The following is a 15,523-nucleotide window of genomic DNA, read 5'->3' as shown; positions in this document are numbered from 1 at the left end:
TGACGCGCTACTCTTTTCGCCCAAGGAGATCGACAAAGGCCCCAAATGGGGGCAGCGAGCACTGTTCAGGGGGTCCGCTTTTTCTGCCAGAAGGCGCGTCGCGCTTGAATCGCGACGCTTGTCGACGGATTGAGCACGTATTGGATATTGAATTAGCTGATTAGAAATCAGCGGATGAAGTGTGCCTTTTTATTCTGAATAAATTTTGATTTGAGTTGCTTTGGTGCGCCAGATTTATTGGCACGATCCGTGCTGATCCCGCTGTGAGTGCGATGAAAGTTAATGACTTCTCAACATAAGGAATTGTCATGATCTCTTGGCCGAATCAAATTAATTCGCTCGACTTGGCGGCCGTCAAACTGCCGCGGCGAAAATTCATTCGAAGCGCTGCAGCAGCATTGGGCGCTGCATGGGCAGGCGGCATGCCGGCCTGGGCGCAGGGCGCGGGCGGCGAATTGCTGGTCTCCAATTGGGGCGGAGACTGGAACAGCAATGTGATCAATGCGCTTGAGCAGCCCGAGCTCGAGAAGGACGGCATCAAAATCCTGCGCGACCTGGCGGCAGCGCCCGCTCGCAAGACCAAGATCCTGGCAGAGCGCAATCTGCCGCGAGGCTCGGTCGACATCGCGCACTTCACCGACGCCGATGCCTATGAGCTAAATGTACAGGGTGCCCTGGAGGAGCTCGATTACGCCAAAATACCAAATGCCAAGCATTTGCTGCCGGGCGTGCAGAAGCCCTACTTCATTCCGTTCTATATCAGCGGCGTGGTGCTGATCTACAACAAGAACAAGATCAAGACGCCCCCGACCTCATTTGCGGATCTTTTGAATCCGAGCTATGCGGGAAAGGTGGGTTTGATCGATCAGATCTATTTCAACTATTTCCTGGCGATGGGTTTGCTCAACGGGGGCAGCATGGCCAATGCCGAGCCCGCTTACGACAAGCTGCGCCAACTCAAGCAGGCGGTTCAGCCGCGCATCTATCCCTCGCACCAGCAGGCTGCCGCGGCCCTGGCCTCCGAAGAGATCTGGATCACAGCCAATTACAACGCACGCGCTGCCCAGTGGAAGGCCGACGGTCTTCCCGTCGAGGCGGCCTACCCGAAAGAGGGCGCCATTGCCTTCGAAGGTGGCGTGTGCATGCCCAAGCGTGCCCGCAACAAGGACAACGCCTACCGCTACCTCAACGCGATGCTGCTGCCTTCTGTCGCCCAGAAGATCGGCAGATCGACCTACTACGCGGTGCCGATCGACAACGCGAATCTGCCGCCCGAGCTTCAGGCAATTGACTTCACGCCGGCGCAACGCAAGAGCTTGAACCGCCTGGACTTGGGCTACACCGCCAAGAGCCAGTCGACATGGCTGGAGTGGTGGAACAAGGAAATCAAGGTCTGACGATGTCGCGGCAGTTGCAACTGGGGCCCTTGCGTCCCACCGGCAGCAGCGCCTCGATGCTGCTGTCGCCGTCGCTGATCCTGGTGGTGGTCTTGCTGCTGGGGCCGCTGGTGCTGCTCGGGCGCTACAGCCTGAACCGTTTCGAGCCGGGCCAGTTCATGGTGGCGGGCTTCACGCCCGAGAACTACCTGCGCTTCGTCGCCGATCCGTTCTACCGGGGCGTGCTGTTCCGAACCATCTGGATCAGCGTGCTCAGCACCCTCATTTGCCTGGTGCTGGGCCTCCTGCCGGCCTACTACATCGCCCGCGTCAGATCCGGCAAGGTCAAGAGCCTGCTGCTGATCCTCGTGATCCTGCCGCTGTTCATGGGCAATGCGGTTCGGGTCGCCGGCTGGATGGTGCTGCTTGGCGACCGGGGGCTGGTCAATGCCTTTCTGAGCGCGGTCGGTCTGACCGACGCGCCTGTACAGCTGCTCTACACCGGCACCGCTGTGTTGATCGGGATCATCTCGGTGAACCTGCCCTTCATGATCATCACGCTGCAGAGCGTGATCGAAGGCATCGACCGTCCGCTGGAAGAGGCGGGCCTGAATCTCGGAGCCAACCATTTCGAGATGTTCCGCAGGGTCTTGCTGCCCTTGATGATGCCGGGGGTCGTGACCGGCACTGTGCTGTGCTTCATCCTCGCGATGAACGCCTACGCCACGCCTTTGCTGATCGGTGGGCCGAAGTTCCAGATGATGGCGCCTGCCGTCTATGACCAGATCACCCGCTCCAGCAACTGGCCCTTTGGCGCCGCCCTGGCGTTCGTGTTGATGGTCACCACCCTGGTGCTGACGGTGCTGTCGTCGTGGCTGCTGGGGCGCAACAGCCCGAAGGCCGCGGAGGCACACGCATGAAACCGGGCCACCTGACATCTGCGGCCTACCGCTTGGCGGTGTGGGTGACGCTGTTCTTCGTGCTGACACCGCTGCTCGCGGTGATTTGGGTCAGCAGCTTCAGCAACAAGATCATCAGCTTTCCGCCGCAGGGCTATTCGCTGGACTGGTATGCCAATGCCTGGCGGATCGAGAACTTCCGCGATGGCTTTCTGTTGAGCCTGAAGGTCAGCCTGCTGGCGACGCTTTTCGGCCTGCTGGTCGGGGTGCCGGCAGCGCTCGCTCTGGTGCGCGGCAGGTTTGCTGGCAAAGGGTTGATCAGCACGGTGCTGATGTCGCCCATGATGATCCCGGGCGTGGTCGCCGGCAGCGCGCTGTACGTGTACTTCATCCAGTTCGAGCTTCTCACGACCTGGCAACTCGCTGCTACCTTTCCCGGGCTGGTCGGCGCGCATTCGGTGCTCACGGTTCCGTGGATCGTCCGACTGGTCACGGCCTCGCTGATGTCCAACGGCAGCAGCATCGAAGAGGCGGCTTTGAACCTGGGTGCCACGCCTTGGACGGTGCTGCGCCGCATCACTCTGCCGATGGCCCGGCCCGGTCTTGTAGCGGGGGGCTTGTTCAGTTTCATCGTGTCCTTCACGGACCTGGAGAAGTCCATCTTCCTGGTCGGGCCCGGCAGCACGACGCTGCCCATCGCCATCGTCAACTACCTCGAATGGAACCTGGACCCGACCGTGTCTGCGGTCGCCACGGTGCAGATTTTGATGATCGGTGTCGCGCTCGTGTTTTCCGACCGGTATGTCAAGCTCAGCCGTGCCTTCTAGAACCTCCCCATGACTTCCTATCTCGACTTTCAGGGTATCGGCAAGCGCTACGGCAGCTTCCAGGCCGTCAGCGATTTCAGCCTGCAGATTGAAGAGGGCGAACTGGTCGCCCTGCTGGGGCCCAGCGGTTGCGGCAAGACCACGACGCTGCGCATGCTGGCCGGTTTCGTTCCGGCCACCGAGGGGGCCATCCAGTTGTCGGGCAAGGACATCACCCACCTGCCGTCCTTTCGCCGCAACGTGGGCATGGTGTTCCAGGGCTATGCGCTGTTTCCGCACATGACGGTGGAGCAGAACGTGGCTTTCGGCTTGGAGATGCGCAAGATCGAAGGCGCCGAGATCGGCCGCAAGGTCGAGAAAGCGCTGGCCCGCGTACGTCTGAACCAGCATGCCAAAAGGTTGCCGCGCGAGTTGTCCGGTGGGCAGCAGCAACGGGTGGCGCTGGCGCGCGCCATGGCGATCGATCCGGCGGTGCTGCTGCTCGACGAGCCCCTGTCGGCGCTGGATGCGCGTCTGCGCCACGAAGTGCGCGCCGAGATCCGCCAGCTGCAGAAGGAGTCGGGACTGACGACGCTGATGGTGACGCACGATCAGGACGAGGCACTGAGCATGGCCGACCGGTTGGTCATCATGAACCAGGGGCGGATCGAGCAAATCGGGAGTCCGGGCGAGGTCTACGAGCGTCCGGTCAATCGCTTCGTTGCGGAGTTCATGGGCAAATCCAATTTCCTGCAAGGCGCGGTCGCGGGCGATGGCCGGTTCATGACCCGGGCCGGCGAGTCGCTGGGCGCCGCAAGCGGCGCCTTGGCCGCTGCCGCCTGTGCGCTGCTGAGTTTCCGGCCGGAGCGCACGCGGTTGTGTGCGGCCGATGCCACCGTTGCCGGTGGCTGGAACAGCCTGGCCGCACGGGTGCTGCGTTTCTCCTACCTGGGCCCGTTCGTCGAATACCGGCTGGCCCTGCCCGACGAGACCGAAGTCACGGCCGTCCTGCCCAACGCCGGCGAAGGCGCGCTGCCCGAGCTCGCTGCCGGGGCCGCCGTCAGCGTGCAATGGCAGGTCCGGGATTCGCGCCTGCTGCCGTCGTGATGTCCGAGGCGCGCCAGCACGCCGCCGCAGGCGCGGTCGAGATCCCCGGCTACTGCACCCTGTGCCGATCGCGTTGCGGCACGATCAACCAGGTCGAGAACGATCAGTTGATTGCGGTGCGGCCCGATGTGTCGCACCCGACCGGCAGCGCCATGTGCATGAAGGGCAAGGCTGCGCCGGAGATCGTGCACAGCCCGCACCGGTTGATGTACCCGATGAAGCGCACCCGGCCCAAGACCGACCCCGACCCGGGCTGGGCGCGCATCGGGTGGGAGGAGGCCCTGTCGATCACCGCCGAGCGGCTGGGCACGATCCGGGCCGAGTCGGGCGCAGAAGCGGTGGCGTTCTCGGTCACGACGCCGAGCGGCACCCCGCTGTCCGACAGCATCGACTGGATCGAGCGATTCGTCCGCCTTTTCGGCAGCCCGAATACGGTGTACGCCACCGAGGTGTGCAACTGGCACAAGGACCACGCGCATGCCTTCACCTTCGGATGCGGCATCCAGCCGGCGGACTACGCCAACGCCGAGACCATCGTGCTGTGGGGCCACAACCCGGCCAATACCTGGCTGGCGCAGGCCAATGCAGTGGGGCAGGGCCGCGCCAAGGGCGCCAAGCTGGTCGTGGTCGATCCGCGCCCGACGGCTTTGGCGCGTCAGGCCGATGTCTGGCTGCAGGTGCGCCCCGGCACCGACGGCGCGCTGGCGCTGGGCATCGTCAACCTGCTGATCGAGTCGGGTCGCTACGACCACGACTTCGTACGCCGATGGACCAACTGCCCGTTTCTGGTGCGCGCCGACAATGGCTTGCTGCTGCGGGAAAGTGCCATCTGGCCGGATGCCACGGGCAGCCGCTGCGTGGTGTGGGATGCGGCCCGCAATGCATGCGTGCCCTACGATCCCGACGTGGCGCTGGATGAGGCAGCCAGCCAGTCGCTCATGCTCGAAGGCAGCGTCACTGTGCGGGACGTCTCGGCCTTGGTCGACATCGTCTGCGAGACGGCATTCACGGTGCTGCGCCGCGAGGCGAGCCGCTACACGCCCGACGAAGTCGAGCGCATCACGGGGGTTGCGCCCCCACGCCTGCAGGAAGCGGCCGACTGCTTTCGAGGTGGGCAACGGCTGGCCTATCACGCCTGGAACGGCGTGGGCCAGCACACCAATGCGACGCAGACCGAAAGAGCGCTCGCCACCCTGTACGCATTGAACGGCAGCTTCGACGTCGTTGGCGGCAACCGCGTGCGCGAGGGCCCGCCAACCCATGAGGTTGCCGGCATGTCGCTGCTGAGCCCTGCGCAGCGGGGCAAGGCCCTGGGGCTGGCGGATCGACCGATCGGCCCGCCTGCCAGCGGCTGGGTCATGGCGCTCGATGTCTACCGGGCTATCCTGGAGAAGAAGCCCTATGCGGTGCGGGCGATGATGGCCTTCGGCACCAATCTGCCGGTCTCGCACGGGGATACGGCCCTGGCGGAGCAGGCCCTGCAGAGCCTGGAATTCCACGTGCACCTGGATCTCTTCGAGACGCCGGCAGCACGTTACGCCGACGTGCTGCTGCCGATCAACAGCCCGTGGGAGCGCGAAGGCCTGCGGGTCGGCTTCGAGATCAGCGACGCGGCGGCCGCGCACGTGCAGTTCCGGCCACAGATGGTCAGCGCGCGCGGCGAGTCCCGCTCGGACAACGACATTGTTTTCGAGCTGGCCGTTCGGCTCGGCATGGGCGGGGCGTTTTTCGGCGGCGATCTTCACGCCGGCTGGAACCACATGCTGGCGCCCACCGGGCTGGATGTGGCACAACTGCGCTGCGCGCCAGGCGGGCTGAAGCTGCCGATCGATGCGCGCGAGCGCAAATACGCCATCGCCCTTGCCGGTCGCGCCGATGCGGTCCGTGGTTTCGACACGCCCACTGGCCGTGTCGAGGTCTATTCCGAGACCCTGCACCGCCACGGCCAGCCGGCCGTGGCGAGCTACCAGCCTGGCGCCGAAGGCCTGCGCCAGGACAGGCAGCGCGGCTCGCGGTTTCCACTGCTTCTGAGTTCGGCCAAGAACGGCTATTACTGCCACTCGCAGCATCGCAGCCTCGTGTCGCTGCGCAAGCGGGCACCGGAGCCCGTCGCCGAGATCAGCCCGGGACTGGCCGCGCTGCGCGGGGTGCGGCAGGGTGACTGGATTCAGGTTTCGACACGTGTGGGGCAGGCTCGGTTCCAGGCGCGCATCACCCCCGGCCTGGCCGACGATCTGGTCGTCGCCGAATTTGGCTGGTGGCAGGCTTGTCCCGAGTTCGGCCGGGACGCGCTGCCGCTCGGCGGTGGTGCGTCGAGCAACTACAACAGCCTGATTTCTGCGCAGGACAGCGATCCGGTCAGCGGCTCGGTTGCGATGCGGTCGTTTCGTTGCGACATCGCGCCCGACACCCAGGCGTTGGCCAGCTGGCGCAGCTGGTCCGGTTTCCGCGCTTTCCGCGTCGCCGCGCGGGTGGCGGAAGCGGACGGGGTCATCGGTGTTGAGCTGGCAGCGATGGACACCGACCCAGTGCCTGATTTCCATCCCGGCCAGCATGTCCAGATCCAGCTGGAGGTGGGCGGCCAGTTGCTCAGCCGCGCTTACTCGCTGACCGGTGCCGCCGTGCTGACGGGGCGTCGCGGCTACAGCATCGCAGTGCGTCGTCAGCAGGGACGCAGCAGCGAGGGTGGACTCTGGGAGGGGCTGGTGTCCGGTCACCTGCACCGCGAGGTGGCCGTGGGCCAGGTCGTGGCGCTGAAGGCCCCGGCTGGCACTTTCCTGGTGCCGCGTCGTTCGCCGCAGCCGCTGATCCTGCTGGCGGGCGGCATCGGCATCACGCCGTTCATCAGTTTGCTGGAGTCCCTGCCGGACGGCGATCCCCTGGAGCTGAATCTCTACTACGCCAACCTGAATCACCTGACCCATGCGTTCATGCAGCGCATCATGGCGCATCAGAGGCGGCTGCCGGGGCTGCGGGTCTTCAACCACTACTCGCGCCCGGTGGACGGCTGGCATCCCTTGCGCGACGAGGTTCGCACCGGCCGCATCAGTGCAGAAGCGGTGCCCCAGGCGCTGATCGAGCGCCGCGCCCGCATCTACATGTGCGGGCCGGTGGGCTTGATGGAGAGCTTCGCCCAGGGGCTGGTCGCGCGTGGCGTACCCCGCTTCGACATTTTCCGGGAGGTGTTCCGTTCACCGCCCGGGCCCCTGCGCGAAGAGGGGCGCACCTACCAGGTCATCTTCGGCCGGTCGGGCACGATCCGCGCCGACTGGTCGGCGGCCAAGGGTACCCTGCTCCAATTGGGTGAGTCCGTCGGCGCGAGACTGCCCAGCGGATGCCGCGTGGGGCAATGTGAAAGTTGTGCGGTCAAGATCGTGTCGGGCAAGGTGCACCATCTCCATGGTGCAGAGCCCGACGAGCTCGACGTGTGCCTGACGTGCCAAGCGGTGCCCACGACCGACTTGGTTCTCGACATCTGAGCCCCGGCAGGGAGGGCGTGGCAATCCTCTTGCTGCGAGCCAGCCGGACCGGCAAATGGGCAACGGGCGCCGAATACATCGCTTGCATCCGCGTGCCCGGGCGTTGTCTCCTCATCCTTCAGATCGACATAGGGCCCGGCGAGCGAGAGGACGGCCGTGCAGCGGACTGCCCCGATGCCTCCGCAAGGGCTCGCAGTTCGTCGAGGAACTTCGCCGCCGGTCCTGGCAGCATGCCGACGCGGCGGCGAAACGCGGTGAGGTCTCTGCGGCTTGTGATGCCTTCGATGGGAAGCGTGTCGAAAAGGCCGGCCTGGCGCTCGGTCTCGAACATCGGCTCGTTCATCCATCCGAGGAAGCCGAACCGTGCGACCAGGTTCTTCATGACGAGCACCGAGCGCGTGTCCACAACCATCTCCGGCATGGCCAGCCCCTGGCCGGCGACGGTGCGTTCGAACTGGTTGTACGGCTCCGACCCCTTGCCGGGAAGAACCCAGCGTTGTTCCAGGAGATCGCTGTAGCTCAGGGCCTGCCTGGACCGCAGCGGGTGGTTGCGTGCCGCCACCACGTACGAGGCGTCGGTCCAGCGGCAGTCCTGCACCGCCTCGATCTCCTCCGTGTCCGGCAGGCACGGTGCGAGCGCCAGATCGATTTCGTTCTGCACGAGTGCAGCGGCCAGGCGGTCCCAGAAGCCTTCCAGCACCTGCACTTTCAGATGCGGCCAGCGCCCGAGAAAGTTGCCGATCGCCGTCGGCAGGACGGAGCATGCAACGCTGCTGACGGCGCCTACCCGGATGGTGCCTTTTGCCAGGCCGCGCATCGCATCGATCTCCTCTCTGGCAGCCCTGGCTTCCTGCTGGAGCCAGTTCGCGCGCGGCAGCAGCGCCCGGCCGATGTCCGTCAACTGCATGCCCTTGGAATGCCTTTCGAAGAGCGCAGCACCCACGCTTTCCTCCAGCCGTTGAATGGTTCTGCTCAGGGCGGACTGGGTGACGTTGAGTACAGCGCTCGCGCGTCCGAGGCTGCCGGCGGCCACCACGGTCGTGAACGCGCGCAGTTGCTGCAGGTCGAAAGTCATGCAGGGATGGTATGACTCTTCGATCAAAAGGCAATATCGCGCAAGCATGTTGCGCTCGATACTCCAGCCTTCAACAAGGACCCTTCGTGAACTGGAAACTGGCATCACGCATGCAGGCGGCAGGCCCGTCGATCATTCGCGATCTGAGCAAGATCGTGGCTCAGTCGCCCCATATCGTGAGCCTGGCGGCCGGGGTGCCGTCGCCGGAGACCTTCCCTGTGTCCGAGTTCGCGTCGGCATGCGATCGCGTGCTCTCGCGCAGCGATGCGCGCGCGTCGCTGCAGTATTCGGCCACCGAGGGGCTGCCCGAATTGCGCCAAGCGGTGGCGGACATGCTGCCGTGGCGCGTGGACCCCGATCAGGTACTGATCACGAACGGATCCCAGCAAGGGCTCGATCTGGTCGCGCGGGCATTGATCGACAAGGACAGCCGGGTCCTGGTCGAACAGCCGACCTATCCGGGAGCGCTGCAGGCGTTCGCTGCGTCGCAGCCCGAAGTGCAGGAGGTGCGCTGCGCGTCCGACGGCATCGACCTCGCCGACCTTGCGAAGCGCAGCGGGTCCGCAGCCGGACGTGCTCGCTTCCTGTACCTGCTGCCGACGTTCCAGAATCCCACCGGCCGCACGATGAGCGATCCCCAGCGGGATGCACTGGTCGACGCCGCGGGAAGACTGGAACTGCCGCTTGTCGAAGACAACCCATACGGCGATCTGTGGTACGACCGGCCGCCACCTCTTCCGCTGGCAGCACGCTGCCCCGACAACTGCATCTACCTCGGCACGTTCTCGAAGGTGCTCGCGCCCGGAATGCGTCTTGGCTTTGCCGTGGCGCCGAAAGAGATCGTGGCAAAGCTCGCGCTGGCCAAGCAGGGGGCCGATCTGCAGCCTCCTACGTTCAACCAGCGCGTGGTGGCCGAGGTGATGGGCAACGGCTTCCTGGAGCGACACGTTGCAACCATCAGGGCACGCTACAGGGTGCAGCGCGACGCGATGCTGGCTGCGCTGCAGCGGGAATTCGGCGAGGACGGTATGGCCTCACCCGACGGGATGCAGTGGAATACGCCGGGAGGGGGGATGTTCATCTGGGCTCGGCTTCCGGCCGGGGTCACGTCCAGGGCCGTGCTTCCTCTTGCTCTGGAAAGAGGCGTTGCATTCGTGCCGGGCGAAGCCTTCTATGCACAGGGCGGCGACGCGCGGGCTGTCCGCCTGTCCTTCGTCACCGCGTCGGTGCCGGAGATCGAACGCGCCATAGCGGCATTTGCCAACGCCGTGAGAGCGGCTTTGGCGCTTTCTACTGGCGGATCCCGCAGCGGCCATGCGAGTGGCGATACTACGCGCGCATGAGCGCCCAACTGCAGGAACAGCGACAAGGGCTGCAATGGCACGCCGTGCGGCTGTGCCTTCTGCGACTGGCGCAGCAGCATGGGAAAGCGCCGACCACCCGCTCGCTTCACTCGTCTTCGCAAGCGCTGGACAAGGAACGCCACAAGCAGTTCATTGGCTGAGCCATTCAGAACAAGTCCCCGACAGCCAGAGTTCTGAGCTTCAATGAAAGCAGGGTCTCGGGCCGAGCTTGGCGTGGGTGTGCGGGGGCCGGTGTCCGCGCCGCGAGAGGCCGCAGGCGGCTCGATGGTGCAAGCCGGCTGCCTTGCCTGCAACGCTGCATCGGCATGGCAACCCGAACCGGCGGTCCAGTCAACGGCAGACTTTCATTGCGCAGGCAGCACGGAAGTGCACATGGCCTCGGGCGGGTGGATCAACGCCAAGACATTCGTGCGAAGCTGGGTTCGAGGTCGAGTGCTCTAGGTTTTTGCCGATGCCGCCTGCGTGAACGAGAGCACCAGGAAATCCACGAACGCCCGGACCCGGGCGGCGAGTTGGTGGCGCTGTGGATACACCGCGTAGATGTCGGCATCCGGTGTGGCGTACTGCGGCAACACTTGCACCAGACGGCCATTGCGAAGGTAGCGCTCGATGTCCCACTCGGCCCTCATCAGGATGCCGTGTCCATCGAGCGCCCAGTTCACCGCGATTTCGCCATCGTTGGTGGTCAGATTTCCGCGCGTCTTCACCGCTTCGGTGTTCGCATTCCGATGCCTGCCGCTGGCGAGTCGCCACACGCCGTAGGCCTCCTCGCCCTGACGGATCCCGATGCAGTTGTGCTTGGTCAGGTCGTGAGGAACCTTCGGAATGCCGTACTTGGACAGGTAGGCTGGCGCAGCGCAAAGCAGTCTGCGGTTGGCCGCGACGCGCTTGGCGATCACGCGGGAGTCTGGCGGTGCGCCGAAGCGGATGCAGACGTCGAACGTGTCGTCGGTCAGCGGCGGCGGGTTGACCGAGAGCTGCAGCTGAACCTCGACCTGCGGATGCTTTCTGACGAACTTCGAAATCAGCGGTGCCACGTGGCTGCGGCCGAATCCCAGGGTGGCGTTCACACGCAGCAGTCCCTTGGGCGTTGCCCTGGCCACGCCCAGCAACTCTTCCATGCTCTCGATCTCGCCAAGGATGCGCCGTGCGTTCTCGAGGTAGACATCTCCTTCCGGTGTCATGCTCATGCGGCGGGTGGTTCTGTTGACCAGAGAAACGCCAAGGCGCGCCTCCATCAGCGCGAGGTGCTTGCTCACCGCAGCGGTCGTCACGCCCAACTCTCTGGCAGCCGCACTCAGGCTGCCGGCCCCTGCCAGGGCCGAGAAGAACCCCAAGTCCGTGGGTTGGATTGCAACGGTCATCTCCCGCTCCCATTGTTGAATTCAATTTGAAGATGGATTTACTTTAGGGCCGAGTCAAAACCCTGTCCAGTTCTTACAGTCACGCCAATCTCATCGACCACCACCCACCGGAGACAACCCATGAAGACATACAAGATTGCAACCATCCCTGGCGACGGCATCGGCAAGGAAGTCGTGCCCGCCGGCCAACAAGTGCTGGAAGCCCTGGCTTCGGCCGACAGCAACTTCAAGTTCGAGTTCGAGAACTTCGACTGGGGCGGCGACTACTTCCGCGCGCACGGCGTGATGATGCCGGATGACGGCCTGAATGCGCTGCGCGACAAGGACGCCATTCTTTTCGGTTCGGCGGGCGATCCGCACATTCCCGACCACATCACGCTCTGGGGCCTGCGCCTGAAGATCTGCCAGGGCTTCGACCAGTACGCCAACGTGCGGCCCACGCGCATCCTGCCGGGCATCGATGGTCCCCTCAAGCGCTGTGGCCCGGACGACCTCAACTGGGTCATCGTGCGCGAGAACTCCGAGGGCGAGTACGCCGGCGTCGGCGGCCGCGTGCACCAGGGCCACCCCATCGAAGCGGCCACCGACGTGAGCATGATGACCCGCGCGGGCGTCGAGCGCATCATGCGCTTCGCCTTCAGGCTGGCACAGTCCCGCCCTCGCAAGCTGCTGACTGTCATCACCAAGAGCAACGCGCAGCGCCACGCGATGGTGATGTGGGACGAGATCGCGCTGCAGATCTCCAAGGAGTTCCCCGACGTCGCCTGGGACAAGGAGCTGGTCGATGCGTCGACGGCGCGCATGATCAACCGGCCGGCCTCGCTCGACACCATCGTCGCCACCAACCTGCACGCCGACATCCTCAGCGACCTCGCGGCCGCGCTGGCGGGCAGCCTGGGCATTGCGCCCACCGGCAACATCGACCCGGAGCGGCGCTATCCGTCGATGTTCGAGCCCATCCACGGTTCGGCCTTCGACATCATGGGCAAGGGGCTGGCCAACCCGGTGGGCACCTTCTGGTCGGTGGTGATGCTGCTGGAGCACCTGGGCGAGGCCGAGGCCGCGCGCCGCGTCATGAACGCAGTCGAAGCCGTCACGGCGGATGCATCGCTGCATACCCGCGACCTTGGAGGCACGGCAACGACCGCGCAAGTGACCAAGGCCGTTTGCGACCAGGTCGCCGTCGGCGCGCAGCGCAAGGCCGCCTGACGGCGCCACCCGACGCCGGCCGGCACGCAACGACGGCCGGCGCGTCCCCTTCCTGACTCTCGGGGGAGCCGCGCAGCACGCGCCGCTCTCCGCCCCTCAAGCAGCCGCCAAGCGCTGCGGGGATCGACTCGTTCCCGCACATCCACCAGGAGACAAATCATGCACCGCTTCTTCGGAAAGCTGTACGTCCAAGTGCTCATCGGCGTGTTCGCCGGGGCTGCGCTGGGCTTCTTCGTCCCCAACATCGGGAGCGATTTCAAGCCCATGGGCGACATCTTCATCAAGCTGATCAAGATGGTGTTCGCACCGATCATCTTCGCCACCGTCGTGCTGGGCATTGCCCGGATGGAGAACATGAAGGAGCTCGGCCGCGTCGGTGTCCGGGCTCTGATCTATTTCGAGGTCCTCTCGACCTTCGCTCTGGCGCTGGGCCTGGTGGTGGTCAATGTGGTCGGTCCCGGCAACGGCATGAACGTCGACCCGACCCAGCTCGACACCAAGGCGATCGCCAGCTACACGGCCGCCAGCGCCAAGCCCGAGGGCTTTGTCGATTTCCTCCTGCACCTGGTGCCGACCAGCGTGGTGGATGCGCTGGCGCGCAACGACATCCTGCAGATCCTGGTCTTCGCGACCCTGTTCGGCGTGGCGTTGTCGCACATCGGGCCGCGTGCCAAGCCGGTGGTGGAGTTCCTCGATTCCTTCACGCACGGCGTGTTCGCTGTGGTCGGAATGATCATGCGGCTTGCTCCGCTGGCGGCCTTCGGCGCCATGGCCTTCACGGTCGGCAAGTATGGCCTGGGCTCGGTCGTCTCGCTGGGCAAGCTGATGGGCACGATGTACATCACCTGCTTCCTGTTCGTGGTCGTCGTGCTCGGCGTCATTGCGCGGATGTCCGGATTCAGCCTCTGGAAATTCCTGAAGTACATCAAGGACGAGCTCTTCACGGTGCTGGGCACCAGTTCCTCGGAATCGGTCGTGCCGCAGCTGATGCGCAAGCTCGAGCATGCCGGCGTCTCCAAGCCCGTTGTCGGCCTCGTCGTGCCCGCTGGCCTGACCTTCAATCCGGACGGCCAGTGCATCTACTACACGATGGCCGCGATCTTCATCGCCCAGGCCACCAACACGCCGCTGACGATGACCGACCAGCTCGTGGTCCTGGGCGTGCTCCTGCTGACCTCCAAGGGTTCTGCCGGTGTCACCGGTTCGGGCTTCATCACGCTGGCCGCCACCCTGGCCTCGATGGGCAAGATCCCGGTCGCGGGCATGGTGCTGCTGCTCGGCGTCGACCGCTTCATGTCGGAGGCGCGGGCCATCACCAACACCATTGGCAATGCTGTCGGGACGATCGCGATCGCCCGCTGGGTCGGTGCCGTGGACCGCGAGCGCCTGGCGCAGGTGCTGGAGGGCAAGAGCGATCCGCAGAACCTCGCCGAGTTGTACGAGGGCGATGACGGCGGGGCCACCAACGTCAAGCCCCTGCGCGCCGAACTCGGGACCGCGGCTGCGCGAATCGCCGCCTGAGCCGGATGACTGCCTTCATGAATCCCGCAGACCCCCGGCGCCTGCTGCGCGCCATGTTCGACGCCGCGGTCGCGGCGGCCCAGCCCGCGCTGTGCGTGCCGCGCCACCTGCCTGTGCCTCCAAAGGGCCGCCTGGTGGTGATCGGCGCCGGCAAGGCTTCCGCTGCCATGGCGCGCGCCGTCGAGGATCACTGGCACGGACCGCTGAGCGGCCTGGTCGTGACGCGCTATGGCTACGGCGTGCCTTGCGAGCGCATCGAGATCGTCGAAGCAGCACATCCTGTGCCCGACGCGTCCGGCGAAATCGCAGCCAAGCGCATGTTCGACATGGTCCGCGGCCTCACGAGCGATGACCTCGTGCTGTGCCTGATCTCCGGTGGTGGCTCTTCGCTGCTGCCGCTGGCGTTGCCCGGCCTCACCCTGGAAGACAAGCAAGCGCTCAATCGGCGGCTGCTCGCGAGCGGAGCCAGCATCAGCGAGATGAACTGCGTGCGCCGCCACCTCTCGGCGATCAAGGGAGGACGTCTGGCCGCGGCATGCCATCCGGCGCGCGTGCTCAACCTGCTGCTGTCCGATGTGCCCGGTGACGATCCCGTGGACATCGCCTCCGGGCCGACCGTGCCGGACAGCACCACCTGTGCCGACGCGCTGGAGATCCTGCGGCGTCATGAGATCGATGTGCCCGCGCAGGCACTCTCGATTCTGCGAAGCGGTGCCGGGGAGACGTTGAAGCAAGGCGACCCCCGCCTGCCGCCCATCGAGACCCGTTTCATCGCGACGCCGCAGATGGCGCTCGAAGCCGCGGCGGCGCTCGCCCGGGAAGCCGGCCTGGCGCCCTGCATCCTCGGTGACGCGATCGAGGGAGAGGCGCGCGAGGTCGCGAAGGCGATGGCCGGTATCGCACTCCAGGTGGCCCGTCACGGCCAGCCGCTTGCCGCGCCCTGCGTCTTGCTGTCCGGCGGCGAGACGACCGTCACGCTGCGCGGACGTGGCAGGGGCGGGCGCAACGTGGAGTTCCTGCTGTCCCTGGGCATCGCGCTCAACGGCGAGCCCGGCATCCACGCGCTGGCCGGCGACACGGACGGCGTCGACGGCCAGGAGGAGATCGCAGGCGCGGTGCTCGCACCCGACAGCCTGGCCCGAGCGCGGGCGCGGGGCATGAAGCCGCGCGAGCGCCTGGACGACAACGACGGCCACGGCTTTTTCGAGGCGCTCGGCGACTCGGTGGTGACCGGGCCGACGCTGACCAACGTGAACGACTTTCGCGCGATCGTGATTGCCGCCGACCACGGCAGCAGCGAGCGCGTCCACAGGAGAAATTGAG

General features: G+C 65.5%; 12 protein-coding genes. 10 read left to right on the top strand and 2 right to left on the bottom strand.

What is annotated here, in order from left to right; translation table 11 throughout:
- Positions 1–308 precede the first annotated feature (308 nt).
- The 5 genes from ACTG4X_RS34670 to ACTG4X_RS34650 are packed head-to-tail and all read left to right on the top strand — an operon-like array spanning position 309 to position 7,667.
- Positions 309–1,397: an ABC transporter substrate-binding protein gene (locus ACTG4X_RS34670; RefSeq protein WP_097201009.1), complete on the top strand. Its 1,089-nt coding sequence runs from the start codon at positions 309–311 to the stop codon at positions 1,395–1,397.
- Positions 1,398–1,399: 2 nt separating this feature from the next.
- Positions 1,400–2,296 carry an ABC transporter permease gene (locus tag ACTG4X_RS34665; protein ID WP_179830547.1) on the top strand — a complete coding sequence of 299 codons (897 nt, stop codon included), beginning with the start codon at positions 1,400–1,402 and terminating at the stop codon, positions 2,294–2,296.
- 44 nt (positions 2,297–2,340) lie between these two features.
- Complete coding sequence (locus tag ACTG4X_RS34660; RefSeq protein ID WP_440534594.1) at positions 2,341–3,102, top strand: ABC transporter permease; 762 nt, start codon at positions 2,341–2,343, stop codon at positions 3,100–3,102.
- 9 nt (positions 3,103–3,111) lie between these two features.
- A complete protein-coding gene (locus ACTG4X_RS34655; protein WP_440534593.1) occupies positions 3,112–4,188 on the top strand; it encodes an ABC transporter ATP-binding protein in 1,077 nt (358 codons plus the stop codon).
- A complete protein-coding gene (locus ACTG4X_RS34650) occupies positions 4,188–7,667 on the top strand; it encodes a molybdopterin-dependent oxidoreductase (RefSeq protein WP_440534592.1) in 3,480 nt (1,159 codons plus the stop codon). Before ACTG4X_RS34655 ends, ACTG4X_RS34650 begins: the two co-directional genes overlap by 1 nt.
- 118 nt (positions 7,668–7,785) lie before the next feature.
- Here the strand turns inward: ACTG4X_RS34650 and ACTG4X_RS34645 are convergent, their stop codons facing one another.
- Positions 7,786–8,742, bottom strand: coding sequence for a LysR family transcriptional regulator (locus tag ACTG4X_RS34645; RefSeq protein ID WP_097201005.1), 957 nt, complete (start codon positions 8,740–8,742; stop codon positions 7,786–7,788).
- Positions 8,743–8,828: 86 nt separating this feature from the next.
- Between ACTG4X_RS34645 and ACTG4X_RS34640 the strand changes: the two genes are divergently transcribed.
- On the top strand, positions 8,829–10,085 hold the full coding sequence (locus ACTG4X_RS34640) for a PLP-dependent aminotransferase family protein (protein ID WP_440534591.1): 1,257 nt from the start codon (positions 8,829–8,831) through the stop codon (positions 10,083–10,085).
- On the top strand, positions 10,082–10,246 hold the full coding sequence (locus ACTG4X_RS34635; RefSeq protein ID WP_179830546.1) for a hypothetical protein: 165 nt from the start codon (positions 10,082–10,084) through the stop codon (positions 10,244–10,246). Before ACTG4X_RS34640 ends, ACTG4X_RS34635 begins: the two co-directional genes overlap by 4 nt.
- A 297-nt stretch (positions 10,247–10,543) precedes the next feature.
- On the opposite strand, the gene ACTG4X_RS34630 is transcribed toward ACTG4X_RS34635, so the two are convergent.
- Positions 10,544–11,470 (bottom strand): LysR substrate-binding domain-containing protein, encoded by a 927-nt coding sequence (locus tag ACTG4X_RS34630; RefSeq protein WP_097201003.1) that lies wholly within the window; start codon positions 11,468–11,470, stop codon positions 10,544–10,546.
- Positions 11,471–11,590: 120 nt separating this feature from the next.
- On the opposite strand from ACTG4X_RS34630, the gene ACTG4X_RS34625 reads away from it, so the two are divergent.
- The 3 genes from ACTG4X_RS34625 (at position 11,591) to ACTG4X_RS34615 (ending at position 15,522) form a co-directional block, all read left to right on the top strand.
- Positions 11,591–12,679, top strand: coding sequence for a tartrate dehydrogenase (locus tag ACTG4X_RS34625; protein WP_097201002.1), 1,089 nt, complete (start codon positions 11,591–11,593; stop codon positions 12,677–12,679).
- A gap of 159 nt (positions 12,680–12,838) precedes the next feature.
- On the top strand, positions 12,839–14,200 hold the full coding sequence (gene dctA, locus ACTG4X_RS34620; protein WP_440534590.1) for a C4-dicarboxylate transporter DctA: 1,362 nt from the start codon (positions 12,839–12,841) through the stop codon (positions 14,198–14,200).
- Between the two features lie 17 nt (positions 14,201–14,217).
- Entirely contained in the window at positions 14,218–15,522 is a 1,305-nt protein-coding gene (locus tag ACTG4X_RS34615) for a glycerate kinase type-2 family protein (RefSeq protein WP_440534589.1), read from the top strand.
- Position 15,523 lies beyond the last annotated feature (1 nt).

Origin of the sequence: Variovorax sp. YR566 (assembly GCF_051992195.1) — a bacterium.
GTDB lineage: Bacteria > Pseudomonadota > Gammaproteobacteria > Burkholderiales > Burkholderiaceae_C > Variovorax.
This window is presented reverse-complemented; position numbering and strand designations above follow the sequence as displayed.